This is a genomic window from Natrinema sp. 1APR25-10V2 (assembly GCF_031626495.1).
GTDB lineage: Archaea > Halobacteriota > Halobacteria > Halobacteriales > Natrialbaceae > Natrinema.
Genome location: NZ_JAMQOJ010000003.1, coordinates 263,996 through 290,023, shown reverse-complemented (window position 1 = coordinate 290,023; position 26,028 = coordinate 263,996). Strand labels below are relative to the sequence as shown.

Below are 26,028 nucleotides of genomic sequence, written 5' to 3'. Positions count from 1 at the left end.
GTCTCTTAGTAGACGAAAGGGCACGACGCGGACGTGGGAACGGCCCGTCGGCCCGACACGGAACCGGTAGAGAACCGCTGTCGCCGTATCGATCGCCCGCGCCGGTATGAACGGAAACACGAACCGCGAGCCGGAGACGGGATACAGAGCGCTCGTCGAGCGAAACGACATCGGGATCTGCGAAATTCGAAACGACCAGTTCTCGTACGTCAATCAACAGTTCGCGGAGCTGTTTGGCTATACCCCGTCGGAACTCGTCGGAGCGTCGCCGTTCGCAGTTCTCGCCGAACGGGAGTACCAGGCGTTTCGGGAGAAGAAGGCCGCGCTCGCTCGCGGAGACGCCGAGAGCGTCACGGCGGAACACGAGGCCGTACGGAGGGACGGGAACGAGATCACCATCGAAGCGCACGGGACCGTCGTCACGGAGGGCTCGGCTCCCGCCTACCTCGGTTACGTCGAGGACGTCACGGACGAGAAACGACGTGAGCGGCGCTTCGAGTCTATCTTCCACAACACGTTTCAGTTCGCGGGGCTCCTCGATCCGGACGGGACGGTTCTCGAGGCCAACGAGACGGCGCTCTACTTCGGCGGACTCGACCGGGAGGACGTGATCGGAAAGCGTCTCTGGGATACCTACTGGGTACGGTCGTCGGAGGCGGCCCGGGAAACCGTTCGGGAAGCGATCGAACGCGGACGGGGCGGCCAGCAGTTTCGGGACGAAATCCGCGTCCGGGGCGAAGACCGAGAGCTCGTCATCGATTTCTCCATCCGGCCGATCACCGACGAGGGCGGGACCGTCACGCGATTGATCGCCGAAGGCCACGACATCACCGGCCGGAAAGAGCGCGAGCGCGAGCGCCAGACGATCATCGATCGGATGACGGACGCGGTGGTCGAGGTCGACGAGGACTGGCGCTTCACGCTGGTCGACGATCGAGCCGAAGAGATCTACGGAATGGACGAGTCCGCGTTACTGGGGGAGCACTTCTGGGACGTGTTCGCCGACGGACTCGGGACGCGATGGGAGACGGTCTATCGCGGCGTGATGGAGGACCGCGAACCGGCCACCATCGACGAACACTTCGCCCAGCTCGAGGGCTGGTTCCACGTCGAGGTCTACCCCGAGTCCGACGGCGGACTGGCGTTTTACTTTCAGGACGTCTCCGGCCGAAAGCGTCACGAGGAACGGATCGCCGGTCTGAACGAGACCCTCTCTCAGTGTATGGAGGTCGAATCCAAAGGGGATATCTGCGACGTCCTCACCGAGGCCGCGCAGGAGCGACTCCACCTCCCGATCGCGACCGTCGCCCTCGTCGGCGAACAGGGGGAACTCCGACCGGCCGCGCAGTCGGAGTCGGCGCGGGACCGGCTGAACGCCTTCGACCTCCTCGATCGGGACGAGGGGATCGCGTGGCGCGCCTTCACGAGCGGAGAGCCCACGGTGATCGAGGATCCGTCGCCCTATCTGGACGAGCGCGGACCGGTAGACGAGCTGATCGTTCACCCGCTGGGTCGACACGGAGTGCTCGTCGCGGGGTCGCCGTCGCTCGACATGGAATTCGTTCAGACCGTCGCCGAGGACGTTCGTCGGGCGTTCGACCGCATCGACCGCGAGCGGAATCTCCAGGACCGGGACGAACTCCTCGAGGAACAGAACGAATCGCTCAACCGGCTCAATCGGATCAACAACGTCGTCCGGAGCATCGATCAGGTGCTCGTCCGCGCCTCGAGTCGAACGGAGATCGAGCGGGCGGTGTGCGAAAAGCTCACCGCGGGAGACACGTACACCTTCGCGTGGATCGGCGGGTACGAAGCGGCGACGGACGCGGTCAGTCCGCGGGAATCGGGCGGCCACCAGCAGGGATACCTGAAATCGCTCTCGTTCGCCGGCGCCGACAACGGGTCCGAGGGGCCAGCGGAGACGGCAGTGCGGAAGCGGGAACCCGTCATCGAAACCGACCTCCTCACCGATCCGCCACACGAAGCGTGGCGAGAGAAAGCCCTCCGAAGGGGCTACCGGTCCGTGATTTCGATTCCGCTCACCTATCGGGACAGTCTCTACGGCGTTCTCACCGTGTACTCCGATCGGACGGAACTGTTCGACGGCATCGAGCGTCAGGTCCTCACCGAACTCGGCGAGACGGTCGGCCACGCGATCAACGCGGTCGAGAGCAAACAGGCGCTCGTGAGCGACACCGTCGTCGACCTCGAGCTCGCGATCGATCTCTCCGACCATCCGCTCAAGGAGTTCGTCGCTCGGGACCCCGATCGCGAGTTCCGCCTCGAGAACATCGTCCCGACCGGAGAGGGCGCGTACCGCGCCTACTATCGGATCGTCGGGGCGCCGCCGGAATCGTACCTCTCGTTCGTCGATCGGCACGTGGCCGTTCAGGACAGTCAATTGATCTCGACGGACGACGAGTCGAACCTGTACGAGAGCGTCATTACCGACGAGAGCCTGCTGTTCTGGTTGCTCGACCGCGGTGCGGTACCGCGATCGTTCACGATCACGCGAGACGGCGGGCGGCTCCGAGTCGAACTATCGAATGACAACGATATCCGGGAGTTCGTCGACCTCTTGACCGAAGAATACCCGACCACGGAGTTGGTCGCCAACCGCGAGCGCGACCGTTCGGGTCGGCCCCGGAGCGCGTTCGCGACGGCCGTCGAGGAGCAGTTGACGGCCCGTCAGCGCGAAGTGTTGCAGACGGCGTACTTCAGCGGGTATTTCGAATCGCCGCGCGAACGGACGGGCGAAGAGATCGCCACCTCGCTCGGCGTCTCCGCGCCGACGGTCAGCAATCACATCCGCGCCGGGTTGCGAAAACTGCTCGGACTCCTCTACGAAGGGGACGGGGGCCCGCGATAGGCAGTCCGACGACACGCCTCGGGTAGTTTTCGCGGAGGCGCCGGTTCCCGACCGACCCTAACCATTGAACCGGTCCCTCGGGGAGGGGGCACTCATTTAGTCAATACCGGTATCCGGGCTGATACGCTACAGTCGATGAGAGCACCATGATCGATACCGCCCCGAGTCAGCCCTCATCACCCGAATATGCCACCATCTGTGAGACAGTAGTATCGGAAGCGGCCAGCACCGTCGACGCATCGCCCGTAGAGATTCCGCCCCTGTACCACGCGATCGATCCCGACGCGTTGGAAGCGCTCTTCGACGGACGCGAGGACACCGCTGGTCGGGTCGAGTTCACGTATCTCGGCCGCCGCGTCGACGTACGCAGCACCGGAGCGGTAACCGTCTCACCGAACGGCGACGATCGGGGTGAGCCCGACGGTCGTGCGCACGAGTGGCACCGCGACAGTCCCATCTGTCCGTCGCTCGTCGAGGCGGTCACTGCCGAAACGGGAGCCGAACCGACGTCGATGGACCCGTTGTACGATGCCGTCGATCCCGAAGCGCTGGAGCGAGTCCTGAACCCGCCTCCGCCGGGGAAGGAGGGAGCGAGCGCGGTCGAGTTCCGCTACTGCGAATGCGACGTTTCCGTGACCGCGACGGGAACGATATACGTAGATTCGGTCACCGAGACGCCGAGCGTCTGACCGAGCCGCCCACTTCGTCAGTCGTCGCCGTCCTCGAGCCGTCGGCTCACCGTCTGTAACACGTCCGTCGAACGTTTGACTTCGGCCCCGCTCTCGACGAAGACGAGCGTCCGCGGGGGCGTCGTCGCCTTCGGGCGCACCCGGAGATCGACCTCGGCCGCCGCCTCGGCGGCCGCGTCTTGGCCGTCCTCGAACTCGAGGCGGGCGCGGTCTTCGTGGACGAACGCGCGTGCGAGCCGGTCGCCGTCCCGAGTGACGTCGTAGGCGCGAGCGCCGTCTGTCGTCGGCTCGACGTCTCTGTCGGCGTTCGTTACCGAAAAGCGCGCGAGTTCGCCGTCTTCGCGGCCGTCGATCTCGCTCGAGATGAGTTCGGCGATCCGGCGGCCGTCGGTGATCCGGTCCTCGACCATGCGAGTCGGTCGGCGCGCCGGGGATTAACCGTCTTCGGTGTCGAGGACGGCCTCGCGGGCGACCGGCGCGAGGTCGTCGACCGCGATCCCCTGACGGCGCGCGTAGACGACCGCGGCGGCTTCGATCGTGAGCTCGAGTTCCCCCTGCAGCGCGTTGATAGCGCCGACGGCCTCGTGTTTCTCCATGCCCTCGGCGACCAGCGAGTCGAGGACGCGTTCGAACGCCGACCGCTCTCGCAGGAGGTCCTCGTCGGGGACGAACTCCTCGGGGACCGTCACCTCGCCGGGGTCGAACGTGACCGCGAGGCCGTCGTCGTCGCGCTCGAGCAGCCCCTCTCCGGTCGCGACGTCGATCAGTCGCTTGGCCTGGTCGGGGGAGAACCAGTCCCGATCGAGCGAGAGGGCGACGACGAACTCGTTTTCCTTGAGGCGACGGGTGCCGTTCTGGATGAACGGCGCGGCGACCGCGACGCGAAGGCTCATCGGAGACGACTCTCTCGAGGGGCGAGAAAACGATGGCGGTTCCGAGCGAATCGAGCGGAAAAGGGGTGTCGGCCAGCGGCGATCAGTCGGACGCGCGGCCGCCGCCACCGCCGTTCCGGTCGGCACGGGACGGCGGCGGGAACTCGGCTGCGGTCGGTTCGGGCGTCTCCGGGAGGACGCAGCGTTCGGGTTCCCGGTTGACGTGGCGGTACTGCTCCGGCGCGTTCGCGAGCGGATGCGCGGGGTTCTGATCGCTGTCGATGCGGGCGGCCCGGACCGCCTCGAAGCCGCTGAGACGGGCCTGGATGCCGCGCCAGTGATACCGCGTCGCCGCCGGGACCGAGACCGGTCGGGGCGATTTGCCGTCCGGGTGCTGGGTCGCGAGGATCGCGTTGTTGACGTTGCTGGCGAGCACGTCGTGGTCGATCAGTACGCCGACCGAGGCATCCCGCGGCGCTCGAGCGGCGAGGACGTCGAGGCCGAGGTGCAGCGCCCGATATTCGGCGACGTTGTTGTCCGGCGGCGCGTCCGCGGTCGCGACGCGTGCGACGCGGGTGCCGTCGCGCGTTTCGATGACGGCCCCCAGCCCACCGCCCGAATCCCGGAAGGACCCGTCGGTAGCGACGTAGAAGTCACGATGGTGGGTCCGAGGGGGATGGGCGATGTGGGGTGTGGGCGACTCGTCGAACAGGTCCCGCAGTGCGGGCCGGCCGTGAGCGGCCATATACCCGTGTAGGCCAGTCACCCACTTAATTATGTTGTCCGTGATAACAAATGACAATGTATGTCACGGGCCGGGTCGGTCGACGTAATATACTTCTATACTCGTTCTCGAGAAAGAAAACGTCAACCGGGTTGATCAGATCAGCCGAATATCGCGCCAAAGGGCACACAATATCCGAATTTCCGGTTTTGGTTTCCGCCGGGAACACGACCGATCGATCGGGACCCAATCTGTGTTGGCAGTAGGTGTAATACCACTGGGTGCTTGGGGGAGATATGAACCAGACGAGCGCCAGTCGGATGGAGGCGGCCTGTTCGCTGCTCGCGGAGTCCGAACGTCGGTATCTGCTCTATCAGTTAGCGACCGACAGAACGGCGAACATCGAGGATCTCGTCACGCAGGTCGCGGCCTGGAAACTCGACGTCCGTGCCGTCGAGATCGACAAGGAGACCCGGCAGCGAGTGTACGTCTCGCTAGTCCACAACCACCTGCCGCGCCTCGCCGACTACGACATTATCGACTACGATCTTCGGAGCGGCGACATCGTCCTCGAGGACGGATTCGACGACGTCAAACCGTTGCTCGAGCAGTTCAGACAGACCGAAGACGAGCTCGAGATTCGCGAACGGCCCCCGCTCTGAGTCGGTCCATCGACCGGCGCTCGGCCGCCGATCTCCCTCCATACGTCCTCCGGTATCGTCTCTATCCGCTGTCGTCTCTATCCGCCAACCAGTCCGTTGCTGCCGCTGAATGCGTTCGAAATCGAAACCGATAGGACACTCCTACCGCGACGCTCTCCGTGAGCCGATACCGAAACCTCGCCCTATTCCTGCTCCTCGCCACGCTGTGGGGGTCGGCGTTCGTCGCGATCAGTGCGGGCCTCTCGCACGTCCCGCCGATCCTGTTCGCAGCGCTGCGATACGATATCGCCAGCGTACTGATGCTCGGTTACGCGGCGTCTACCGTCGATATCTGGCGACCGCGTGACCGCGCCGACTGGACCCAGATCGCCGTCGGCGCGCTCCTGTTAATCGCGTCTTATCACGCGTTCCTGTTCGTCGGACAGCAGAACACGACGGCCGCAGCGGCCGCGATTCTGGTGAGTCTCTCGCCGGTCCTGAGTACCGGCTTCGCGCGGCTTCTGGTCCCGGACGACGCCCTCTCGGCGGTCGGCGTCGCCGGCGTCGCCGTCGGTCTCGTCGGCGTCGGCGTCATCGTCCGACCCGATCCGTCGAATCTGCTCGCGATCGACGTCGTCGCGAAAGGGCTCGTCTTCTGCGCCGCGGCGGCGTTCGCCCTCGGGAGCGTTCTCACTCGCCGGATCGACGCCTCGCTGCCGATCGAAACGATGGAGGCCTGGTCGATGCTCGGCGGCGCGATCGCACTGCACCTCGTGAGCCTCGCGATCGGTGAGCCCGTCGAACCGGCCGCGTGGGCACGGCCCGAGGCCATCGGCGCGCTCGCGTACCTGTCGGTCGGCGCGAGCGCGGTCGGCTTTCTCATCTACTTCGATCTCCTCGAGCGACTGGGGCCCGTCGAGATCAACATGGTGTCGTACGTCGCCCCGGTCGTCACCGCGGTGGTCGGCTGGCTCTATCTCGGCGAGGTCGTCGACGCGACGGCGCTGGCCGGGTTCGGACTCATCGCGGTCGGCTTCCTCCTCGTCAAGCGGCGAGCGATCCGGCGGGAGATCGACGGCGTGCGATCGACCGGCTCGAGCGAGTGATCGGCCGTCGAACGAGCGGTCCGTGCCGGCCCCGAGGTCGGGACTCGACGAGCGGTGCTACCGGCGGTGCGCGTGGCCGACGTACAGCGCGAGGAGGTTGCCGACGATCAGCGCGAGAAACAGTACTCCGTCGAGCGACGAGGACAGTCCAGTCGCGAGCAGCGGCACATAGAGGATCGGCATTGCGATCGCCGCCCAGAACCCGACCGCGCGGATCGGGGTGGCGAGCCCCGGCGCCGCTCGCTCGAGGCGACCGGACTCATCGTCGCGGCGGTCGCTCGGCGGGTTCGAACTGGCCGACCGCTGATCGGAGAGGGATGGTGGACTCGCCATCGGAGGTGCTGCTAGTGATTTCGTTGTCGGCGATCCCCCAAATACCGAGCCGACCGTTTCGATCGGTTCGAACGGATTCAGCCGAGTCCGACCGAACTGAACGCGTCGTTTACTGCGAAAAGGTCGGTTGGTCGCGGTCCGCCCCGGAAGCACCGCGACCGATGGGAGCCGTCGCGATCGGATTACTCGTCCCGGCCGCCGGCATCGGACTCGAGATCGAACGCCCTGTCCGGTTTACCGACCGTCGACTCGAGCACGACGGTCTCTCCGGCGGTCATCGAGTCGCCGATTTCGACCGCGACGTCCGCGAGGTCGACTTCGGGCGGAAAGAGGACGTCGACGCGGCTGCCGAAGGCGATGTGGCCGATCCGGTCGCCGCGCTCGACGGTGTCGTCGCGCTCGAGGTACGGGTGGATGCGGCGGGCGAACGCGCCGGCGATCAGCGTCACTTCGGCGTCGCCGACCGGGTCTTCGGGCAGCGTCGACCCGTCGTCAGCGACCGATTCGCCGCCGTCGTCCGCGAGCGTCTCGCCCCGTTCGTCGCCCGCAGCGGGCAGGTTCGGGGAATCCGTCTCGAGGCGGAGGTGAACCCGCTCGTTGCGGTCGGACTCCTTCGAGAACGCGGGCCGGTTCGCGCCGGAGACGTGTTCCACGTCGGCGACGCGGCCGGCGAAGGGAGCGCGAACGACGTGGACGTGCCAGACGTTCATGAAGACGCCCAGTCGGACGCGGTCATCCTCTTCGCGGAGGACGGAGACTGTCCCGTCGGCGGGCGAGACGACGCCGGTCGGCGGCGGAGTGCGGTCCGGATCGCGGAAGAACGCGAGGGTGCCGACGCCGAGCGCGAGCGCGACGAGGCTCGCCGTGACGCTGATGATGAAGGCAAACGGGGCGGCGAGCAGCGGAAGGATGGCGTACTTCCAGGCCCCGGGTGCGAATTTCATGGACGAAGTGACGAGGCCGCGTCGTATGGCCGTTACGGATCCCTAACCGCAGGGCAGACGCGTATCGGGGGAGTCACCGGAACGATCCAGACGACAGAGAGGGGTCCGTATGCGCACCGATCGACTCTCGATACGGAACGAGTTACGTCGGTAACGGGTGCGACCCAGTGCGCTAGGGGGCTACAAACGGTCGTTGCACGGATACAAAGCTGATAGTCGGCGAGTACGCGACACCGACGACGGTCGGTCGCGTCGTTTCGGGGGAGTCGACCGCGTTCGGGACAAGGAACCCGTCTCGAGCCCGTTTCGCTCGAGCTAGCGACGGAAACTCACCGTTGGCAATCGAGAATAACAATACGGCGGTCCGTCGCGGGGGCGGTCACCGGAGATGAAACGACGAACGTATCTCAGTGCAGCGGGGGTAGCCGCCGTAGCCGGTTGCTCCAGTACCGAAGAGTCCGGCGACGATCCCGACGGAGGACGGACGGACTCGAGCGACGAGGACGCCGAGCCGTTCGACGACTTCGAAACGCTCGAGGCGTGGTCCGCGCCGATCGGGACGGTCACCGCGGACGCGGAGCGCGCCTACACCGGCTCGCAGTCAGCGAAACTCGAGTCGGGCGACGACGATCAGGTCCGGATCGTCCGGGAGTTCTCCGAGCCGCGCGATCTCTCGGGACTGCGACCGAGCCTGGCGGTCGCGACGGAACACGAGGCCGATATGGTCGTGCAACTGCTCGACGAAGCGGGGAACCGACTGGTCTTTAGACAGCGCGCTCACAGCGGAACACCGCTCGTACAGCACAATTTCGGCGTCGCGACCGTCGACGGCGAGCCGGACCTGAGCGCGGTGCGCGAGATACAGATCCTCCGCTGGACGGGCGACGACGACAAGGGTGCCGTGTGGATCGACGACCTCCGGTTCGTCCCCGCGCCGGACACGGGGAAGGTCCTGTTCCAGTTCGACGGCGGCTACGAGACGGATTACACGGGCGCGCTGCCGGTCCTGGAGGAGCACGGCTATTCCGCCGTCTCGTTCGTCACCCCGAGTCGGATCCGCGAGGACGAGCGCGCCGAGGGCGACCACCTCGTCCGCGACCAACTCGACGAACTCGCCGACGCCGGCTGGACGATCGGAAGCCACTCGATGCACGGGCTCGCGCTCACGGGATCGTCGGAGTACGACCCCGGGGCGGAGATCAGCGACGCCAAGGCGTGGCTCGAGGACGAGGGCTTCGAAGACGGTGCCCAGTACTTCTCCTACCCGCTGGGGCAGTACGACGGGGACGCGCTCGAGGCCGTCGCGGACCACCACGACCTCGCCTTCGCCGGCCGCTATCCGTCGCAGGGAATCGCCACGAACCCGCACCTCTGTACGCGGATCACCGGTCCGGACGCCGCTACGGCGCGATCGGCCCTCGCGCTCACCGCGCGGATGGGCGGCATCACGTCGCTCGCGTTCGGCCAGCTCGACGAGGTGTCCTTCTCGGTCCTCGAGGAGACGGTCGGCTACGTTCGTGAACTCGAGTCGGCCGGCGACCTCGAGGTAATTGGGCCGGAGGAGGTAGCAGAATCGTTCGTCCGGGACTGATCGCCGCCGTTCGCGAACGGTTTCGCTCGGTCACAGCGACCCCCGTCGGCGTCGCTATCGCCGATCCCCGGTACGGTCGCGACGCGTCGGCGACCGCCGGTTAGTCCCAGAACGCCTGCGTCCGCGCGTACTCGCGTTCCTTCGAGAGGATGTCCCGATAGAACTCGGCCTCGTCCTCGCGGAGCTTGTTGATGATCTGGGCGGCGTTGTGCGGCCCGACGCCGCGGGCGGCCATCGCGATCACGGCCTGCTTCCCGTGGCTCTGGACGAGGCTCGCGGCTCGGAACGCGCGTTCGGTCATCTGTCGCTGCTCGTCGTCTTTCTCCTCGGCACGGACCGCTTGCACGACCTCGTCGGCCCACGGGTTCAGCGAAGCGATCCGGGTCGAGCCACACTCCGGACACTCGGGCTGGTCGCGGACGCGCTTGACTTTCGTCTTCACCTTCCACTCCTTGCAGTGGGTACACAGCAGGATGACCCGGTCGTCCTGAATCCGCTCTCTGACGGTATTGATGACGCTCGCGTCGGCGTTCTCCGGTGCGAGCAGCTCTTTCCCGCCCGACGACCGACCGCCCTGGCCGACCGGCGTCCGCCCGCGGTGGCTCACCAGCTCGAGTTCGCCCGACTGGATCCCCTCGAGTACCGCACTCGCGCGCTCGACGTCGAGGTCCTCGTGAAACACCTCCCGGATCGCCTCCTCGTACATCGGCGTGTCCTCGAGCGCCGAGAGCAACCGGTCGTTCGAGATGCGGCCCGATCCGCTCGCCTCCCAGCGTTTCAACGCGCCGAACTTCGCCGACACCTGCGCGAGCCGGAAGGCGAGCGCGTCCGAGCGCTTGAGCCCGAGTTCGACGATCGCCTCGACGTGGTCGGGATCGGTCTCTTCGAGCACCTCGATCACCTCGCTGGTCGCGATCGAATTGGGCACCTCGAGTTCGATCCGGTAGGGGTCGGTCTCGAGGCCGACCGAGGAGCCCGCGCGCTGGCCCAACAGCGCCGAGCAGATCCGGCCGAGCGTCTCGTTCGCCGTGTGCCCGAAGGGAGCGTTGAGCACGACCGTCCGGCCCTGGCGCTCGAGGACCAGTCGATCCGCCGTCGGCATCGGCGCGCCGGCGTCGACCTGACGCTCGAGTTGTGTGCAGGCCTCGGTCAACGTGTACTCGTCGGCCGGATAGCGCCTCGCGAGTTCGCGGCCGACCGCGGCAGCGTCGGCCCCCTGCGCTCGCGAACGCTGTCCGCTCGCGTCATCCGCGGAGCGTGGCCCCGCGCTTCCCTCGAGTTGGGGCTCCGCCACGGCCCGAATTTCGCCCACTTCGCCCGCGACCGCGGCGGGGACGGGGATCTCCTGGCCGATCCAGGAGGGGACCTCGCCGGCGGGGTCCTCGATCGGGCTGACCTTCACTTTCCCGTCCTCGTCGTCGATCTCGGCGATCCGCCACATCTCGCCGCGCTGGATGAACACCTCGCCGGGCTGGGCGAAGTTGACGACGAACCGCTCGTCTAAGGTCCCGATCTGGCCGCCGGAGGCGATGTCGTGGACCTCGTACGTTTCCTCGTCGGGGATCATCGAGAGGTTCGCGTAGACGTACTGCCAGGTTCCGCCCGTCGTCTCGATGCGGTCTTCTCCCTCGTCGAACCAGAGGATCCGGTTGCGGTGGAGTTCCGAGATGATCTCGCGGACCGTCTCCTCGGGCACGTGTCGGAACGGGTACGCCCGCGTGACGGTCTCGACGGCTTCGTCGACGTAGGTATCGCCGCGACTCTGGACGATCGCCGGCAGCTGATTCGCGACCACGTCCAGGCTGCCCTCGTGGATCGCCGCGGGCTCGACCTCGCCGTCGCGGGCCCGGCGGGCGATCGCCAGCGCCTCGAACGTATCGTCGGGGCGGGTCGTGACGATCGTCCCCCTCGAGACCTCGTCCTGACGGTGGCCCGCGCGGCCGATCCGCTGGAGCAAGCGGGTGACCTGGCGCGGGCTCTTGTACTGGATCACGTGGTCGACCTGTCCCACGTCGATCCCGAGCTCCATCGACGAGGTGCAGAGTAGTCCGTCTATCTCGCCGGCTTTGAACCGGTCCTCGACGTCGATCCGGGCCTCCTTCGAGAGCGAACCGTGGTGGACCCCGATGGGGAGTTCGAGCTCCTTGAACCGCGAGCCCAGCGCCTCGGCGGTCTGGCGCGTGTTGACGAAGATCAGCGTCGATTCGTTTTCGGCGACGAGGTCGCGGATCAGCCGGACGTGGCTGGCCGTGTCGGGCTCGGTCATCAGTTCGCCGGCCAGCCGCTCGTCCTCCGCGGTCACCTCGGGCTCGCGGACCGTCACGTCGACGTTGCTCCCCACGTCGATCTCGCGGATCTCGCAGGGCCGCCCGCCCGTGAGGAACTGCCCCACCTCGCCGGGATCGCCGACGGTCGCCGAGAGCCCGATCCGCTGGAACGGCCCCGCGAGGTCCCGCAGTCGCTCGAGGCCGATCGCGAGCTGAGCCCCCCGCTTCGAGGCGGCGAGCTCGTGGACCTCGTCGATCACGACGTGGGAGACGTCCGCCAGCGCCTCGCGCAGCCGCTCGCCGGTGAGCATCGCCTGAACGGTCTCGGGCGTCGTGATCAGCACGTCCGGCGGGTCCTCGGCCTGCTTCCCCCGCTGGTACTGGGTCGTGTCACCGTGGCGGACGTCGACCTCGAGATCGAGATACTCGCCCCACCACTCGAGGCGCTCGCGCATGTCGCGGTTGAGCGCCCGCAGCGGCGTGATGTAGAGCGCGCCGAAGCCCTCCGGCGGGCCGCCGTCGGAGGGACCCTCCGACGAGGATCGCCTCGCCGCGCTCGGCTCACCCTCGTCAGCCACGAGGTGGTCGAAGACGGGCAGCATCGCCGTCTCGGTCTTGCCGCTCCCGGTGGGCGCGATCACCAGCGTGTTCTCGCCGGCCGACAGCGGCGGGATCGCCAGTCGCTGTGGCGCGGTCGGCGTCGAAAAGCCGCGTTCGGAGAGCGCCCCGCGGACCGTCGCTCCGAGGTGCGTAAACGCCGCGACGTCCCCGTCAGTCATCGAAATACGGTAGGGTCGAGCGGCGGATAAGGGCCACGTTTCCGGCGCACTCGAGAGCGAAGCTACTCCTCGGACGCCGCGGATTCCTCGTTGCCTTCGTCCTCAGATTCCGCCTCGCTTTCGTCGTCCACCAGCTCCTCGGCGACCTCCTCGTCGATCGCCATCTCGCCGGGCTCGGCCGGCTCCGCGCTGACGTCCGGCTCCGCGCGCTCGGCGATCTCCTCGTCCGAGCGCTCGTCGTCGGTAACGTCCGCGTTCGTCTCTGTCTCGTCACCGCCCTCGTCCGCGGCGGGCGTCTCGGGTTCGGCCTCGTCGCCCGGCTCCCCGATCGGAATCGTCGCGACGGGCTCGGAGAGCTCGTCGGGGACGGCTTCCGCCGCTCGTTCCTGAAACTCGTCGACGGACTGGATGCCGTCTCCGTCGTCGCTCGAGCCCCGGAATCGCCTGATAGCGTAGGCGAGCGCGACGACGCCGCCGGCAACGAGAACGTATCTGGCGAGGCGGCTACCGGACGAGGAGTCGATCGTCGACTGCGTGCTAGACGCCGAATCCGCGCGATCGCTGGCGGGTGTTCGAACTCGCATTACGAGTCGTACGTCCTCGGCCGGGAAGTGGGTTCGGGGTGTACCAGTCGAGAGGGGCGGCAGACGGCGATCGACCGCCCGCCGCGGCGGCGGTCCGACGGACCGCGAACATCAGATCTCGAGATGCTCGACGCGCGCGTACCGGCCGGCCCGCCAGCCGGCGACGAGCGCGACGACCGTGCCGACACAGAGCGCGAGCGCGAAGCCGCCGGCGTAGACCTCGGGCGGCGTTTGGAGGAGGCGCTCGAAGCCGAGCACCGCCGTCGAGAACCGGTTCAGGCCGAGCACGATCAGCGGCGTCGCCGCGAGACCGACGAGCCCGCCGGCTAGACCGATGAGGAGGCCCTGCGCCCCGATCGTCCCGGCGAGGACCCCCCGAGAGAGTCCGACGGCCCGCAGCGCCGCGAGTTGCTCGCGCTGCTGGTGGGCCACGAGCGCGAACAGGTTGGCAGTCAGGACGACCCCGCCGACGATCGCCAGCCCGACCAGCGTCGCCCCGCTCGCGAGGACGACCGTCCGCTCCTCGAGCATTCCCTCGACCTGTTCGCCGCTGGTGCGGACCTCGTACGTGGGATAGTCCTCACCGAGTTCGTCCGCGACGGCGGCGCGGTCGGCGTCGGCCGTCACGTCGGCGGTGACGAACGTCGCCCGATCGGTCCCCGACGTACCGGCGACGGCCTGCAGATCGCCCAGGGGCACCGTCATCGCCGGCGAACCCAGATACTGCGAGTAGTACGAGGACGTGCCGACGACGGTGAACTCGTGATTCGGTGCCGTCTGTCGGCTCGTCCCGATGTAAACGGTGTCGCCGACGGAGACGTTCAGTGCCGCGGCGGTCCGCGGATCGAGTACGATCTCGCCCGTCCGCGGCTCGTCCGGGGGCGGGCTGAGGGCGACGTCCCGGTCGACTGCGAAGCCCTCGCCGGACTCGAAGTCGAAACCCTCGTGAGTCTCCTGAACGCCGACCGCGGGACTGCGTCGCAGGTCGGACTCGTTCGTCCCGATGTAGACGTCGTACATCGCGATCGGGGCGGCGCTTTCGATGTCCTCGCGTGCGGTGAGTTCGGCCGCCATCCCGTGTGCGCCGACGATCGGGTTCTCGGTGCCGCTCGCGGACGGATCGACCGGATCCCGCGAGATCCAGATGTCCCGGTCGGCGCTGTCGAGCCCCTGCTCGCCCTTCTCGACGACGCCGACGCCGAGGCTCGCCAGCACCGTCACCGAGAGGACGGCCAGCGTGACCGCGAGCACGGTGAGGACGGTCCGACCCGGCGAGCGACGAAGCTGTGCGAGCGCGAGGCCCGCGACGGCCCGCGTCCGGACGATCGCTCCCGCCGCGTTCATCGGCCCACCTCCTCGAGGACGGACGTTCGGGCTGCCACCGCCAGCGGGTAGGGCACTGCGACCAGCCCCGAGAAGAGTGCGACCGCGATCGCGTAGGGGACGAAAACCGGGTGGAACTGCGCGACCGCCCCGGGCGCGACCGTCGCGCCGGCGACGGCGTTGACCCCGACGATCCCCGCCGCACCGAGCCCGACGCCGACGAGCGCGCCGACCAGCGTGGTGATCCCCGTCGACACCGCGACGATCGCCAGGCGGCCGTGAGTCGGGACGCCGACTGACTCGAGGACGGCGAGGGTACGACGATCCTCGTCGACGGTCATCCCCATGGTGGTCGCGACGAACGAGGCGCAGATCGTCACGCCGACCACGAGCGCGATGACGCTGGTCGCGAAGGCCAGCCCGTCGTCGAACAGCGACGACGGGTCGGTGGTGCCGGCGACCTCGACCGCGGCGTCGGGATAGGTGTCCGCGGCGGCCGACTGCGCCGCCGACGGCTCGCCCCAGATCAGGATCCGATCGGCGAGTCCGCCGTCGGTGCTCCTCGACAGCGACTGGAGCTCGCTCAGGTGGACGAGCGCGACCGGCGCATCGGTCCCGCCCGCTCCCCCGTCAGCGACGGCTGTCACCGTCACCGAGGGACTGCTCGAGCGCGTCGGCCCCGTCGAGACGGGTAGCTCGTCGCCCGTCTCTGCGCCGAGGCGCTCCGCCGCGGTCTCCGAGAGGACGATCTCGCCCGTTCGCGGGCCGTCGTACGTGCCGTTCGCGTAGTGGGGATCGCCCGACTCGAGGCCGGCCGTCGACAGGCCCGCGACGGTCCGCGGCTCCTCGTCGGGGACGACGCCGACGAGTCGGACGGTTCGGGCCTCGCCGCTCGAGGACTCGAGCCGAACCGTCTCGACCAGCGCCGGCGAGGCGTGGTCGACGCCGTCGTTCGAGCGGATCGCTGCGGCCCGCTCGTTGGTCGCGCCGAGTCGCGGGCCCTCGACGCCGTCGACCGACGAGAGCGTGCCGCTCTCCTCGGGCGTGATAGCGACGGCCGCGTCGTCATCGCCCGTGACGCCGCCGTCGGCGAGCGCCAGGGCCACGCCGGTCACGACCACCAGGAGCGCGATCGTCAGCGCGACGGCCCCGACCGTCGAGACGATTCGACCCGTCGTCGTCCGCGTCGCTCGCTGCCACCACCGGGCGATCGTCAGGCGAACGAGTCCCGACCAGCGCGTTCGCCGGCCGCCGTCGGCACCGCCGGCAGCGCCGTCAGCCATCCCCGACCACCCGCCCGTCGCGGAGGGTGACGACCCGGTCGGCGACGGACAGCGTGGCATCGTCGTGCGACGCGACCAGCACCGCCCGATCGCGCCCGATATCGGTCAACAGTTCGAGAACGTCTCCGCCGGTCGCCGTGTCGAGTTCCCCCGTCGGCTCGTCGGCGACGATCACGTCCGGATCGGTCGACAGCGCCCGCGCGATCGCGACCCGCTGGCGCTCCCCGCCGCTGAGTTCGCCGGGCAGGTGGGTCGTGCGGTCGCCCAGGCCGACGGCCTCGAGCAACCGCTCCGCCCGTGCTCGCCGGTCGCCTCTCGGGATACCGGCCTGTACGAGCGGCAGCGCGACGTTCGCACGGGCCGACAGCGACGGCAGCAGGTGGAACCGCTGGAAGACGATCCCGATGTGCTGTCGCCGCAGTCGCGTTCGCTCCGCGTCCGATAGCTCCGTGATGTCGGTGCCGCGCAGTTCGACGCGCCCGGCCGTCGGTACCAGCAGCCCCGCGACGGCGTGGAGAATCGTCGACTTGCCGCTCCCGCTCGGCCCCTCGAGCCCGACGATGGTCCCCGACGGAAGCTCGAGGGAAACGTCGCGGAGCGCGGTCACCGTCCGCTCGTCGCTCGAGCGAAACCGGCCACCGGTTGCACCGTACTGGTGGCTGACGCCCTCGAGCCGAACGGCCGCCGTCGATTCGCGCTCGTCGCCGTCGCCCCTCGTCGCCGACGAACGCGAATCCTGCATAGATTGATCGAACATCCCAGGGATCTCATTGCCAGCGAACGGCCCACCGGCTCATTGTTTCGACCCGGTTACCCCTGCCAGCCGCCAGTTACCGGAGTTTCGCGGTGAACAATCGGCACGACGCGACCGGAGCGGGGCTATCGCTCACGAGCGTTTCCGTCCGTCGCAGACCGTCTGCAACGCGACGACGGCGATTCGTCGTCGCCGAGAGCCGGGCCGAGAGTAGGGACGGCCTTTAGACGGCGCGGCCGTTGAAACGGCGACGTACAGGTTAGCGTGCGATCACGTCACCGGCCGGAACGGCCATCACCGAGATTCGCTACCCGACGCGACCGCCGGAACCGACGCCGCACTCGAGGTGAGTCCGGAATCGACGCGACGCTGCTCGAGTCAGCGGGCCGGGTCAAAAAGATCGAATCGGTTCTGCTGTCGGTTGAGAGAGCGTCTCAGGGTGGATCGCGCTCACCTAGCTGGACGGCTGCCACCAGTCTTCGTTGTCGAGGATGTCGTCTTCCGCTTCCTCGCCGACGGGGCTCGCGTTGACGGTGATGAACCGGTTGTTATCGCTGAAGGGGGTCCACTCGCGGTTCATCTCGAACAGCTGCGGCTGGTTCTGATCGTCGTCGGCATCGGGAATGAAGCCGAGATCCTGATCGTATTCGCCGATGTTCGCGTCTTGGGCGACGAACAACGGAACGATCTCGTCGGTGTTGAGCCACCGGATCTGATAGGTGTTGTACTCCGAGAACCAGCTATCCCGTACGTCGCCGTAGTTGGGTGCCCACTCGACGACGCCCGAGACGAACGTAAATCGAGCGTTGGGATGGAAGTTGTCGACGGCGATGAGCGCCTTCCAAGCGTCGTCGAGGTCGCCAAATATACCGCTGCCGTCCTGTGCCGTCGCGGTCCCGGACGCACCGAATGCGAGGGCACCCGACGCGAGCGCACCCTTCTTCATAAACGATCGACGCGAATCGCTGAGTCGTTCGCGGAACTGAGTGGTTCGATCGTCAGCCATTGGTAGGTTCCACCAACAGCGAGTAAGCCGATGAAGAAGGGAAAGTGCCAGCCTTGCAAACCGAATAGTCTCTCGGTACCACAGGTAATCGAACCTGTTGCGTGTGTACGACGTGAGTCGAATCGACCGAAATCGATACTCCCGATAGACTGCTCACTGCTTCCGACCAAGTGGGGACCGCTGCATATCCCGACAGAACTGCCTGTAGCTGGTGACCGAGAGGTCCATCGAAACCGCTCGGAGCTGCTCCGCCGGCGACGGGGAGCTCGTCGACGAAACGCTGCCCACAGCGGCTGACCCGAATCAGAGTCAGCCAGCCGCCCCAGTCATACACAATTCACCAGATGGCGCGGCCCCCCAACAGGGACCGTGTTCCATTCAGTTGCGGCCGTCTCGAGCGGTGCGAAATCGCAAGACTGCGGTCTATTCGGTGTCTGCTGCGAATCGACGAGGAACGAAGTCCGCCCTCCCCGATTTGAACGGGGGACAAGTCGATCTACAGTCGACTGCTCTACCAGTCTGAGCTAAGGGCGGGCACTCCAACGTAGCCCCCGAGGTACACATAAGGGTTATTATTCTCGGCAGTGCGAACGTGTAATCGAGCGTGAACGGAAGAATGATTGATATAGGAGGCGTGGTAACACGGGAGTAGTTCGCGCATGAGCAAGATCACGTTCCGCGCCGACGACGACCTCGTCGACCAACTCGAGGCGCTCGACGCGTCCAAGAGCGAAGCGATGCGGGAGGCGCTCCGGGCGTATCTCGAGGACGGTGCATCCGATACCGACGGGGCCGACGCGGAACCGGACCGTGATGGGACGGGCGCGATCGACGACCTCGTCCGCGAGCAGGTCGACGAGCGACTCGAGGAGCGGCTTCGGGAACTCGGACTCGACGCTCCTGACGAGCGCTCGCGAGAACCGACGCCCTCGACCGAGCCACGTGATCTCGACCTGACGATCTCGCTCGAGGGCGCGACACTCGAGTCGGACGAGCGAGTCAGAATCGATGGCGACCGCGCGCGTAAGACCGCGGACGGGAATCGACCAGGCGACAGATCGACGGGCCGGGCCCAGAAACGAGCGGAGACGCAGCCTCGCGACCGTGACGGCGGACGACAGTGCAACCAGTGTGGGGACCACCTCGACGGCGACCACGTGTACTGCCCTAACTGTGGCGAAAAGGCGTCCCGGCGGCTGTTCTGCGATTGCGGCGACGAGATCAGGTCCGACTGGTCGTTCTGTCCCGGCTGCGGTCGTCGGACACCCGCAGCGGACGTTCTCGAGTCCGAAACTAACCAGTACTGACCAGTGTAAGACACGGAACGTCACCGTCGCCGATAGTTTTATTATCCAAGACAATCATCGCCTTAGTCGCGTAAGACGGATTGTCTTACACCCGTCGACAAGACGGGAAATCGCCCGATGACGGGCGGTTCGAACGTAAGACACGCCGCGTCTGACAGGGGCGCGCCACCGTCTTACCCCAACGGGGAATACAACCATGGAGCGTGTGACACTGCGAATCCCGAAACAGCAGATCGAAGAGGTCGAACAACTGGTCGACTCGGGCGAGTTCCCGAACCGGAGCGAGGCGATCCGGTCGGCCGTCCGTGAGATGATCAACGAACAACAGGACGCACCCAGCGAGAAGTCCGGCAAGCGCAACTGGGCCAAGGTGTAACGATGCAGGATATCGTACAAGACGCCCTCGAAAATGCGGAGGAAGAGGCCCGGGACATGGACGTCTCGATGGACGACGACGAGTTCGGGGATCCCCGAATCGTCATCGTCGGTTGCGGCGGTGCCGGTAACAACACGATCAACCGACTGTACAACATCGGCGTCGACGGTGCCGACACCGTGGCGATCAACACGGACAAACAGCACCTGAAGATGATCGAGGCCGACACGAAGATCCTCGTCGGCAAGTCGCTCACTAACGGGCTCGGTGCCGGTGGCGACCCGTCGATGGGCGAGCGCGCGACCGAGATGGCCCAGAGCACGATCAAGGAGGTCCTCGGCGATGCGGACCTCGTGTTCGTGACCGCGGGCATGGGCGGCGGTACCGGCACGGGTGCCGCCCCCGTCGTCTCGGAGATCGCCAAGGATCAGGGCGCAATCGTCGTCGGGATGGTCTCGACGCCGTTCAACGTCGAACGCGCCCGCACGGTGAAAGCCGAGGAAGGCCTCGAGAAACTGCGCGAGCAGGCCGACTCGATCATCGTGCTGGACAACAACCGGCTGCTCGACTACGTCCCGAATCTGCCGATCGGGAAGGCGTTCTCGGTGATGGACCAGATCATCGCCGAGACCGTCAAGGGGATCTCGGAGACGATCACCCAGCCCTCGCTGATCAACCTGGACTACGCGGACATGTCCACGATCATGAACCAGGGCGGCGTCGCCGTCATGCTGGTCGGCGAGACCCAGGACAAGAACAAGACCGACGAGGTCGTCAAGGACGCGATGAACCACCCGCTGCTCGACGTCGACTACCGCGGCGCGTCGGGCGGGCTCGTCCACATCACCGGCGGCCCCGATCTCACGCTGAAAGAGGCCGAGGGCATCGCCGACAACATCACCGAGCGCCTCGAGGCCTCGGCGAACGTCATCTGGGGTGCTCGAATTCAGGAGAACTACAAGGGCAAGGTCCGCGTCATGGCGATCATGACCGGCGTCCAGAGCGCCCAGGTGCTCGGTCCGACCACCCAGAAGCAGGCCGACAAGTCCCGCCAGAGCATCGAAGGCGTCAACGACGCCAACTTCGACGCGAGCAACAACGTCGAGGGCGGTTCCGGCTTCGGCGCACAGAGCGACGGCGGCCGCGACGAACTCGAGCGAGAGAACGGCGTCGACGTGATCCGGTAAGACGGCACGCGACTCACGACACACACCACTTTTCGCCGCGGTCGGCCCGGTTTCCGTGCCGCGGCTTGCGGTCTCGATACGATTAGTCGCGACGCTCGCCGGGAGAGGGCTCGGAGTATCGAGTTCGAGACGAGGACGTCTCCGAGAGGGCGTCGAAACTCGCGTTTACGGCCGTATACGCGCTCAAATCGGCGATTCCGAGTGGCGGTGCCGGTGCCGCCCTCGAACGAACGGCTCGACGGGTCGAACCGACGCGAGAAGACGGGTGGGGTCAGGCCAGCGACTCGAGCAGCGAACACTTCCGGCAGACCTCGCGAGTGGTGGTCGAGCCGCATTCGACGCACTCGCGCAGGTCCGCGCCGTCGTCGCCGGCGTACCGCTTGGCGGCGATCTCGGCCAGTTCCTCGTATCCCGAGAGGATCGAGTGGCGCGTTCCGGGGTGGTTCTCCTCGAGATCGTAGAGCAGTTGCTGGATCTCGCCCCGGTAGGCTTCGCTTGCGTGGGGGCACTCGGTGATGTGAGCCGGGAGGTCCTCGACGTGAGCGTAGAGGGCGACCTCCTTTTCGGGCACGTCTCGCAGGGGCTTCGCGCGCGGGACGAACTCGTCTTGCTCCTCGCGATCGGAGAGCGGCCCGAGGCTGGCGTCGAAGTGTTTCGCCATCTGTTCGACGTCGCCCTCGAGGAAGTTCATCAGCGCGGTCTGGGCCTCGTCGTCTAAGTTGTGGCCGGTCAGAAGGAGGTCGGCCTCGAGTTTCTCGGCGTATTTCGAGAGTAGATCACGGCGGAACACGCCGCAGTACGCGCAGGCGGCCATGTTTTCGGGGTCGTCCTCGACGACGTCGTCCATCCGGACGCCGAACTCCTCCTCGTAACTGACGAGTTCGTGGCGGATATCCAGTTCCTCGCCGAGTTCGACGCAGGCCTCGACCGATTTATCGCGGTAGCCCTCGATCCCTTCGTGAATCGTCAGGCCCACGAGTTCGATGCGGGGATCCTCGGCGAACGTCTCGTGGAGGATCTGCGTGAGGACGACGCTGTCCTTTCCCCCGGAGAGGCCGATCACCCACGTCTGGGGGTTCTCCGGCGTCGCGTCGTGGGGGACGAGATCGTCCCGTCGGACCCGTCGGCGGACCCGCTTTTCGACCGACTCGCGGAAGTGGTCCGCACAGAGGTGGGACCCGGAGTAGGCGGCGTGCATGATCGCCTCCTCGTCGCACCGGTTGCAGTCCATCGCGCTCACGTTGCCGTCGGACGCGTATGTCCGTTTCGTCTCCCCGCCTCGCCGCGGGTCGAACGGCTCCGAAACGGTGGTGAAGCCGCGTCGATCGAAACGTATTCCGGCCACCCGTGCGACGCCGACACATGGTGATCTACGACAGGACGCCGTCGACGGGGTTCGAGCGGATCGACGCGTTCGACGGCGGATTCGGCTGGCTCGCCCATCCCGACGAGGCCGGGTTACGGGCGAGTCACGCCCTGTACGGTGACGACGGCCGCGTCTGGCTGTTCGATCCGCTCGAGGCACCCGGAATCGACGCGGAGATCGAAGCGCTCGGGGACGTGGCGGGCGTCGTCGTCTGTTCCGCTTACCACGCTCGCGACGCCGACCGATTCGCCAAGCGGTTCGACGTGCCCGTCTACGTCCCGAGGTGGCTGGGCCGCGTATCGGAGCGACTCGACGCGCCGCTCGAGCGCTTCGACGGCGACCTCGAACGGTCGGGGTTCGCGGTCCGCGAAGTGAGCCCGCTGCCGGGCTGGTCGGAAGCGATCGCCTACCGCCGATCGGACGGGACGCTCTACGTGCCCGATCTCCTCGGGACCGCGCCGCCGTACCTCGCGGGTGACGAGCGACTCGCGGTCTACCTGCTCCTCCGGCCGGTCGTCCCGACGGGCGTTTTCGCGGGGATCGCGCCCGAACGGCTCCTCGTCGGACACGGGACCGGCGTCTTCGTCGACGCTGCGAGCCACCTCGCCGAGGCGCTCGGGACCGCACGGCAGCGGTTTCCGCGAGCGCTGCTCGAGGGCGGGCCGCAACTGCGTGCGCTGGTCGAAGCGCTCTGAACGCGCTCGTCGACGCGGCCGAGTCGACCGCTTCAGGCCGGCACCGTCGGGCGCTCCTCGACGGCGTCGGATCCGTCCTCGAGGGCGGCGAGCAGGAGGTCGACGTAGCGGTCGCGGGCGGCGGCGGAGAACAGTTCGTGGCCGCCGTCGTAGAGGACGACGTGAGCGGCGGGGACCCGCTCGCCGATCGGACGGAGATCGACGACGGGGTCGCGCAGCGAGCAGAAGACGACGGCGTCGTGATCGATCGTCAGCAGCTCTCGCTGTGCGCGGCGGGTCTCCCGGACGAACGTCGGGGAAACCCACGAGGGCGTCGTGGCGATCTGGTGGTCGGTCGCCCGCTCGCCCAGCGCCTCCCGATCGAGGTCGCCGATCGGCAGGCAGGGGAACGTCGTCGGCACCGCCGACACCGCCTCGAGCACCGGTTCGGGGAAGCCCCCGCCGTAGCCCCACCACGGGCTCAGGTAGACGTGGTTGTCCGCGCCGTCTAAGGCCTGTGCGATCAGCGCGCCGGCGCTGTGGCCGAGGAGCTGGTAGCCGTCGAGGCCGCGGACGTACTCGGCGACCGGCTCGAGCCAGTCGGCTTTGAAATCGTCGATGTTGGTCGGGAGTTCGAACGCGTGCACCCGGTAGCCGGCCTCGGTCAGCGTCCCGAGGAGCCAGCTGACGTTCTCGTGGGTCCAGCGGTTCCCCCAGCCCATGACGAAGACGAGGTCCTCGTCGCCGTCCTCGTTGAAGATCCGGTGTCGCATGAGATGGCGTTCACCGGGCGACGGTAAAAATCTGCGCTCCTGACACAACTCCTGCCGGTGAGATCCGTTCAACGGCCGCACACGGGCCCGCCGTTTGCCAACCGCTTTCCTCGCGCTCGACCGAACCGGCGTATGCTCGAGTCCCTTCGCGCACGCCTCTTTCGGATCGGTTCAACTGCTTTCCGGCTTACCGCGGTACCGGTGCCCGCGTCACGCACATCGCGACGGACTGGTCGGAGGTTCGAGTGAAACTCCCCCTGAGCTGGCGGACGCGAAACTACGTCGGCACGATCTTCGGCGGGAGCATGTACGCCGCCGTCGACCCGTTTTACATGATGATGCTCCTGAAGAAGCTCGGCGACGGCTACGTCGTCTGGGACAAGGAGGCCGAGATACGGTTCAAAAATCCCGGTCGAGAGGCGCTGTACGCGACGTTTACGATCACCGACGAGGAGATCGCGGCGATCTGCGCCGAACTCGCGGCCGCCGACACCGAGTCCGTCGATCGCCACTACACAGTCGACCTCGTCGACGACGAGGGAACCGTTCACGCGACCGTTCGGAAGACCGTCTACGTGACGACGGATCGCTCCAAAGGAGTCTGACGGGACGAGCACACGGGCTCGAGGCGCATCGGAATCGGCCGCAGCCGGATCGGAGACGGGAAACCGTTTTGCGACTCGGGGACCCAGCACAGCTAATGAGTGGCTTCGATCGGGAAGCGGCGGTCGACCGCCTCGAGCGCCTCGTCGACACCGTCGCGAACGAGCGGATGCCGGTACCTGTCCGCGAGGTGTGGGCGTTCGGCGACGTCGCGCTCGGACTCGACCCCGTCGAGCGTCTGGATGTCTACCTGACCAAGGACATACTCATGCGCGACGACAGCGACAGCGAGGCGGTCGACACCGACGCGATCGCCGCCGAATACGGCGTCGAGGGGATCGGCAAGTCCGTCCGTGCCGACTGGGCCCGCGAACATCCCGATTATCTTCGGGCGAACGCGAACGGCCACGCCGCTCCCGAACAGTGTCTCGCAGCCCACCTCCTCGAGGACGACGAGCCCGTCCACCTCGAGGTCTGTAACGCGCCGTTCGAGGACAACGTCACCCAGCGGCTGCGCGGCGCGCGACTGCGCGAGGACTACACGCAACTGCTCGACCCGCGCGGGGTCTGCCTCTGGGCCGAGGGGACCAGAAGCGACGAAGCGTTCCGAAAGCTCCGCGAGGGCGAACTCGCGCTGCCGACGTTGTCGGCGGCCCTGGAGATGCTCGGTCTGGACGACGACGAGGCCGAAACCGCGGCACAGGAACTCCACGCCTGGCGCGAGCGCCAGGACGGCGTGACGGTCCGCGGCGACGTGGTCTGACGCCGTACTACTCGTCGTCCCGGTCCGGCCCCGCCTCCTGCAGGTCGTCGACCGTCGATCGAACCCGCTCGAGTCGATCCGTCAACGTCTCGTGATCGACGCGGACGGTCTCGCCCTGCGGATCGTAATCGACGACGCCGACGGCGTCGAGTTTCGGCAGATGCGTGTGCCGAAGCTCCAGTTCGACGGTCTGCCGCTCGAGGTCCTCGAGGGCCGTCTCCGAATCGTCCTCGAGGACGTGGTCGACGAACTCTTCGTAGGTGGCGGTGTCGCCCGCCGTTTGCATCACGTATCGACAGAGAGATCGGCGATGCGCGTCGCTCAGCGCGTCGAAGGACGCGTCGATCGATTCGTCTCCCGCTCCCCCTTCCGTGTTCCGGTCAGCCATCGTTCAGTAATGGCGAGGCTGCCGAATACGTCTACGGCGTAAGTATTCACGCCGTTTATGTTCGTGTTTCTGGTTGTTAGTGATGGATAGAGCCAAAACGGGGAAGAGAAAGGGATTCGTAGCGGAAACCATCGCTTGTATGCTACTTACGACGTTCTGGGTCGACTACCCTATCTTGCGCGAAGGGCTCTCGTCTGCCCCCGACAGTACGGTCACGTGGGAACAGTCCGATTTCACCGAAGACGGAACACATCAATTGCTCGTCTGGGTCGAGAGCGACGACTACGAGACGTTCGAGGCGGGGCTCGAGACCGATCCGACTATCGATTCGTTCTCGCGGGTCGCAGAAGTCCCCAATAGACGGCTCTACCGGTTCGAGTTGACGTCCGAGGGGCGCCGCTCGAGCATCTACCAGACGATACTCGAAGACCGAAGCGTCTTACGGGAGGTGACGGCGACTGCCGACGGCTGGTACATTCGCGTGGCCTTCCCCAACAACGAGGCGCTCGAGCGCTATCACAGCTTCTTTGTCGAACGCGATATCGACATCGAGATCCGGGAACTGTACGAGGAACGCGAAATCATCGAAGACTCGCGGTCCCAGTACGGGCTGACGGAACCGCAGCGCGAGACACTCGTCGCCGCGGTCGAGGACGGCTACCTCGACATTCCGCGGTCGTGTTCGCTCGCCGAACTCGGCGAGCGGTTCGACATCTCGCCGAACGCGACCTCCGAACGGTTCCGCCGCGGCGTCAAAACGCTCGTCGAGAACACGATCTACCGCGACGATCGGACGTCGTAACCTGCAAGCGGTCGAGCCATCGAG

Annotated in this window: 24 protein-coding genes, 1 tRNA gene and 2 pseudogenes; 12 read left to right on the top strand and 15 right to left on the bottom strand. The window is 66.9% G+C overall.

Annotation, left to right across the window (positions count from 1 at the left end):
- The first annotated feature begins 106 nt into the window (after positions 1 to 106).
- A complete protein-coding gene (locus NDO75_RS10755; RefSeq protein WP_310906214.1) occupies positions 107 to 2,869 on the top strand; it encodes a PAS domain S-box protein in 2,763 nt (920 codons plus the stop codon).
- A gap of 146 nt (positions 2,870 to 3,015) precedes the next feature.
- Entirely contained in the window at positions 3,016 to 3,558 is a 543-nt protein-coding gene (locus NDO75_RS10750; protein ID WP_310906213.1) for a HalOD1 output domain-containing protein, read from the top strand.
- A gap of 17 nt (positions 3,559 to 3,575) precedes the next feature.
- Here NDO75_RS10750 and NDO75_RS10745 read toward each other — a convergent pair whose 3' ends face one another.
- The 3 genes from NDO75_RS10745 to NDO75_RS10735 all read right to left on the bottom strand — a co-directional run bounded on the left by NDO75_RS10745 (position 3,576) and on the right by NDO75_RS10735 (position 5,175).
- On the bottom strand, positions 3,576 to 3,968 hold the full coding sequence (locus NDO75_RS10745) for a hypothetical protein (RefSeq protein ID WP_310906212.1): 393 nt from the start codon (positions 3,966 to 3,968) through the stop codon (positions 3,576 to 3,578).
- 24 nt (positions 3,969 to 3,992) lie between these two features.
- Complete coding sequence (locus NDO75_RS10740) at positions 3,993 to 4,451, bottom strand: DUF2240 family protein (protein ID WP_310906211.1); 459 nt, start codon at positions 4,449 to 4,451, stop codon at positions 3,993 to 3,995.
- 82 nt (positions 4,452 to 4,533) lie between these two features.
- Positions 4,534 to 5,175, bottom strand: a complete 642-nt coding sequence (locus NDO75_RS10735) for a ribonuclease H (RefSeq protein ID WP_310906210.1) — start codon at positions 5,173 to 5,175, stop codon at positions 4,534 to 4,536.
- Positions 5,176 to 5,450: 275 nt separating this feature from the next.
- On the opposite strand from NDO75_RS10735, the gene NDO75_RS10730 reads away from it, so the two are divergent.
- Both NDO75_RS10730 and NDO75_RS10725 read left to right on the top strand, forming a co-directional pair.
- A complete protein-coding gene (locus NDO75_RS10730) occupies positions 5,451 to 5,816 on the top strand; it encodes a hypothetical protein (protein ID WP_310906209.1) in 366 nt (121 codons plus the stop codon).
- A gap of 158 nt (positions 5,817 to 5,974) precedes the next feature.
- Complete coding sequence (locus NDO75_RS10725) at positions 5,975 to 6,901, top strand: DMT family transporter (RefSeq protein WP_310906208.1); 927 nt, start codon at positions 5,975 to 5,977, stop codon at positions 6,899 to 6,901.
- Between the two features lie 57 nt (positions 6,902 to 6,958).
- Here the strand turns inward: NDO75_RS10725 and NDO75_RS10720 are convergent, their stop codons facing one another.
- Both NDO75_RS10720 and NDO75_RS10715 read right to left on the bottom strand, forming a co-directional pair.
- The gene (locus NDO75_RS10720) at positions 6,959 to 7,234 is read right to left on the bottom strand and encodes a hypothetical protein (RefSeq protein ID WP_310906207.1); all 276 of its coding nucleotides are present in this window, start codon (positions 7,232 to 7,234) and stop codon (positions 6,959 to 6,961) included.
- 182 nt (positions 7,235 to 7,416) lie between these two features.
- Positions 7,417 to 8,178 carry a protein sorting system archaetidylserine decarboxylase gene (locus NDO75_RS10715; RefSeq protein ID WP_310906206.1) on the bottom strand — a complete coding sequence of 254 codons (762 nt, stop codon included), beginning with the start codon at positions 8,176 to 8,178 and terminating at the stop codon, positions 7,417 to 7,419.
- A gap of 388 nt (positions 8,179 to 8,566) precedes the next feature.
- Here NDO75_RS10715 and NDO75_RS10710 point away from each other — a divergent pair, with 388 nt between their 5' ends.
- Entirely contained in the window at positions 8,567 to 9,769 is a 1,203-nt protein-coding gene (locus NDO75_RS10710; protein ID WP_310906205.1) for a polysaccharide deacetylase family protein, read from the top strand.
- Positions 9,770 to 9,869: 100 nt separating this feature from the next.
- Here the strand turns inward: NDO75_RS10710 and NDO75_RS10705 are convergent, their stop codons facing one another.
- The 7 genes from NDO75_RS10705 to NDO75_RS10675 all read right to left on the bottom strand — a co-directional run bounded on the left by NDO75_RS10705 (position 9,870) and on the right by NDO75_RS10675 (position 18,299).
- Positions 9,870 to 12,815, bottom strand: a complete 2,946-nt coding sequence (locus NDO75_RS10705; protein WP_310906203.1) for a DEAD/DEAH box helicase — start codon at positions 12,813 to 12,815, stop codon at positions 9,870 to 9,872.
- 62 nt (positions 12,816 to 12,877) lie between these two features.
- Complete coding sequence (locus NDO75_RS10700) at positions 12,878 to 13,399, bottom strand: hypothetical protein (protein WP_310906202.1); 522 nt, start codon at positions 13,397 to 13,399, stop codon at positions 12,878 to 12,880.
- Between the two features lie 111 nt (positions 13,400 to 13,510).
- The gene (locus NDO75_RS10695; protein ID WP_310906201.1) at positions 13,511 to 14,743 is read right to left on the bottom strand and encodes an ABC transporter permease; all 1,233 of its coding nucleotides are present in this window, start codon (positions 14,741 to 14,743) and stop codon (positions 13,511 to 13,513) included.
- A complete protein-coding gene (locus tag NDO75_RS10690) occupies positions 14,740 to 16,005 on the bottom strand; it encodes an FtsX-like permease family protein (RefSeq protein ID WP_310906200.1) in 1,266 nt (421 codons plus the stop codon). Before NDO75_RS10690 ends, NDO75_RS10695 begins: the two co-directional genes overlap by 4 nt.
- Complete coding sequence (locus NDO75_RS10685) at positions 15,998 to 16,762, bottom strand: ABC transporter ATP-binding protein (RefSeq protein WP_310906199.1); 765 nt, start codon at positions 16,760 to 16,762, stop codon at positions 15,998 to 16,000. Before NDO75_RS10685 ends, NDO75_RS10690 begins: the two co-directional genes overlap by 8 nt.
- Positions 16,763 to 17,213: 451 nt before the next feature.
- Positions 17,214 to 17,765, bottom strand: coding sequence for a twin-arginine translocation signal domain-containing protein (locus NDO75_RS10680; RefSeq protein WP_310906198.1), 552 nt, complete (start codon positions 17,763 to 17,765; stop codon positions 17,214 to 17,216).
- Positions 17,766 to 18,225: 460 nt separating this feature from the next.
- Positions 18,226 to 18,299 (bottom strand) — tRNA-Tyr (locus NDO75_RS10675).
- A 125-nt stretch (positions 18,300 to 18,424) separates the two neighbouring features.
- On the opposite strand from NDO75_RS10675, the gene NDO75_RS10670 reads away from it, so the two are divergent.
- From NDO75_RS10670 to ftsZ, 3 genes are all read left to right on the top strand, one after another.
- On the top strand, positions 18,425 to 19,072 hold the full coding sequence (locus NDO75_RS10670; protein WP_310906197.1) for a zinc ribbon domain-containing protein: 648 nt from the start codon (positions 18,425 to 18,427) through the stop codon (positions 19,070 to 19,072).
- Between the two features lie 196 nt (positions 19,073 to 19,268).
- The gene (locus NDO75_RS10665) at positions 19,269 to 19,448 is read left to right on the top strand and encodes a ribbon-helix-helix domain-containing protein (RefSeq protein WP_310906196.1); all 180 of its coding nucleotides are present in this window, start codon (positions 19,269 to 19,271) and stop codon (positions 19,446 to 19,448) included.
- A 2-nt stretch (positions 19,449 to 19,450) separates the two neighbouring features.
- Positions 19,451 to 20,635, top strand: coding sequence for a cell division protein FtsZ (gene ftsZ / locus NDO75_RS10660; protein WP_310906195.1), 1,185 nt, complete (start codon positions 19,451 to 19,453; stop codon positions 20,633 to 20,635).
- A gap of 271 nt (positions 20,636 to 20,906) precedes the next feature.
- Here ftsZ and NDO75_RS10655 read toward each other — a convergent pair whose 3' ends face one another.
- Positions 20,907 to 21,866 carry a TIGR00269 family protein gene (locus NDO75_RS10655; protein WP_310906781.1) on the bottom strand — a complete coding sequence of 320 codons (960 nt, stop codon included), beginning with the start codon at positions 21,864 to 21,866 and terminating at the stop codon, positions 20,907 to 20,909.
- Between the two features lie 131 nt (positions 21,867 to 21,997).
- On the opposite strand from NDO75_RS10655, the gene NDO75_RS10650 reads away from it, so the two are divergent.
- Positions 21,998 to 22,696: a hypothetical protein gene (locus NDO75_RS10650; RefSeq protein ID WP_310906194.1), complete on the top strand. Its 699-nt coding sequence runs from the start codon at positions 21,998 to 22,000 to the stop codon at positions 22,694 to 22,696.
- Positions 22,697 to 22,728: 32 nt separating this feature from the next.
- On the opposite strand, the gene NDO75_RS10645 is transcribed toward NDO75_RS10650, so the two are convergent.
- Positions 22,729 to 23,448, bottom strand: a complete 720-nt coding sequence (locus NDO75_RS10645; protein ID WP_310906193.1) for an alpha/beta fold hydrolase — start codon at positions 23,446 to 23,448, stop codon at positions 22,729 to 22,731.
- 132 nt (positions 23,449 to 23,580) lie between these two features.
- Between NDO75_RS10645 and NDO75_RS10640 the strand changes: the two are divergent.
- Both NDO75_RS10640 and NDO75_RS10635 read left to right on the top strand, forming a co-directional pair.
- Positions 23,581 to 24,053 (top strand): annotated as a pseudogene (locus tag NDO75_RS10640) (DUF4442 domain-containing protein).
- Positions 24,034 to 24,814: pseudogene (locus tag NDO75_RS10635) on the top strand (hypothetical protein). Before NDO75_RS10640 ends, NDO75_RS10635 begins: the two co-directional pseudogenes overlap by 20 nt.
- 7 nt (positions 24,815 to 24,821) lie before the next feature.
- Here the strand turns inward: NDO75_RS10635 and NDO75_RS10630 are convergent.
- Positions 24,822 to 25,202, bottom strand: coding sequence for a hypothetical protein (locus NDO75_RS10630; RefSeq protein WP_310906192.1), 381 nt, complete (start codon positions 25,200 to 25,202; stop codon positions 24,822 to 24,824).
- 139 nt (positions 25,203 to 25,341) lie between these two features.
- Between NDO75_RS10630 and NDO75_RS10625 the strand changes: the two genes are divergently transcribed.
- Positions 25,342 to 26,004: a helix-turn-helix domain-containing protein gene (locus NDO75_RS10625; RefSeq protein ID WP_310906191.1), complete on the top strand. Its 663-nt coding sequence runs from the start codon at positions 25,342 to 25,344 to the stop codon at positions 26,002 to 26,004.
- The last annotated feature ends 24 nt before the right edge of the window (positions 26,005 to 26,028 follow it).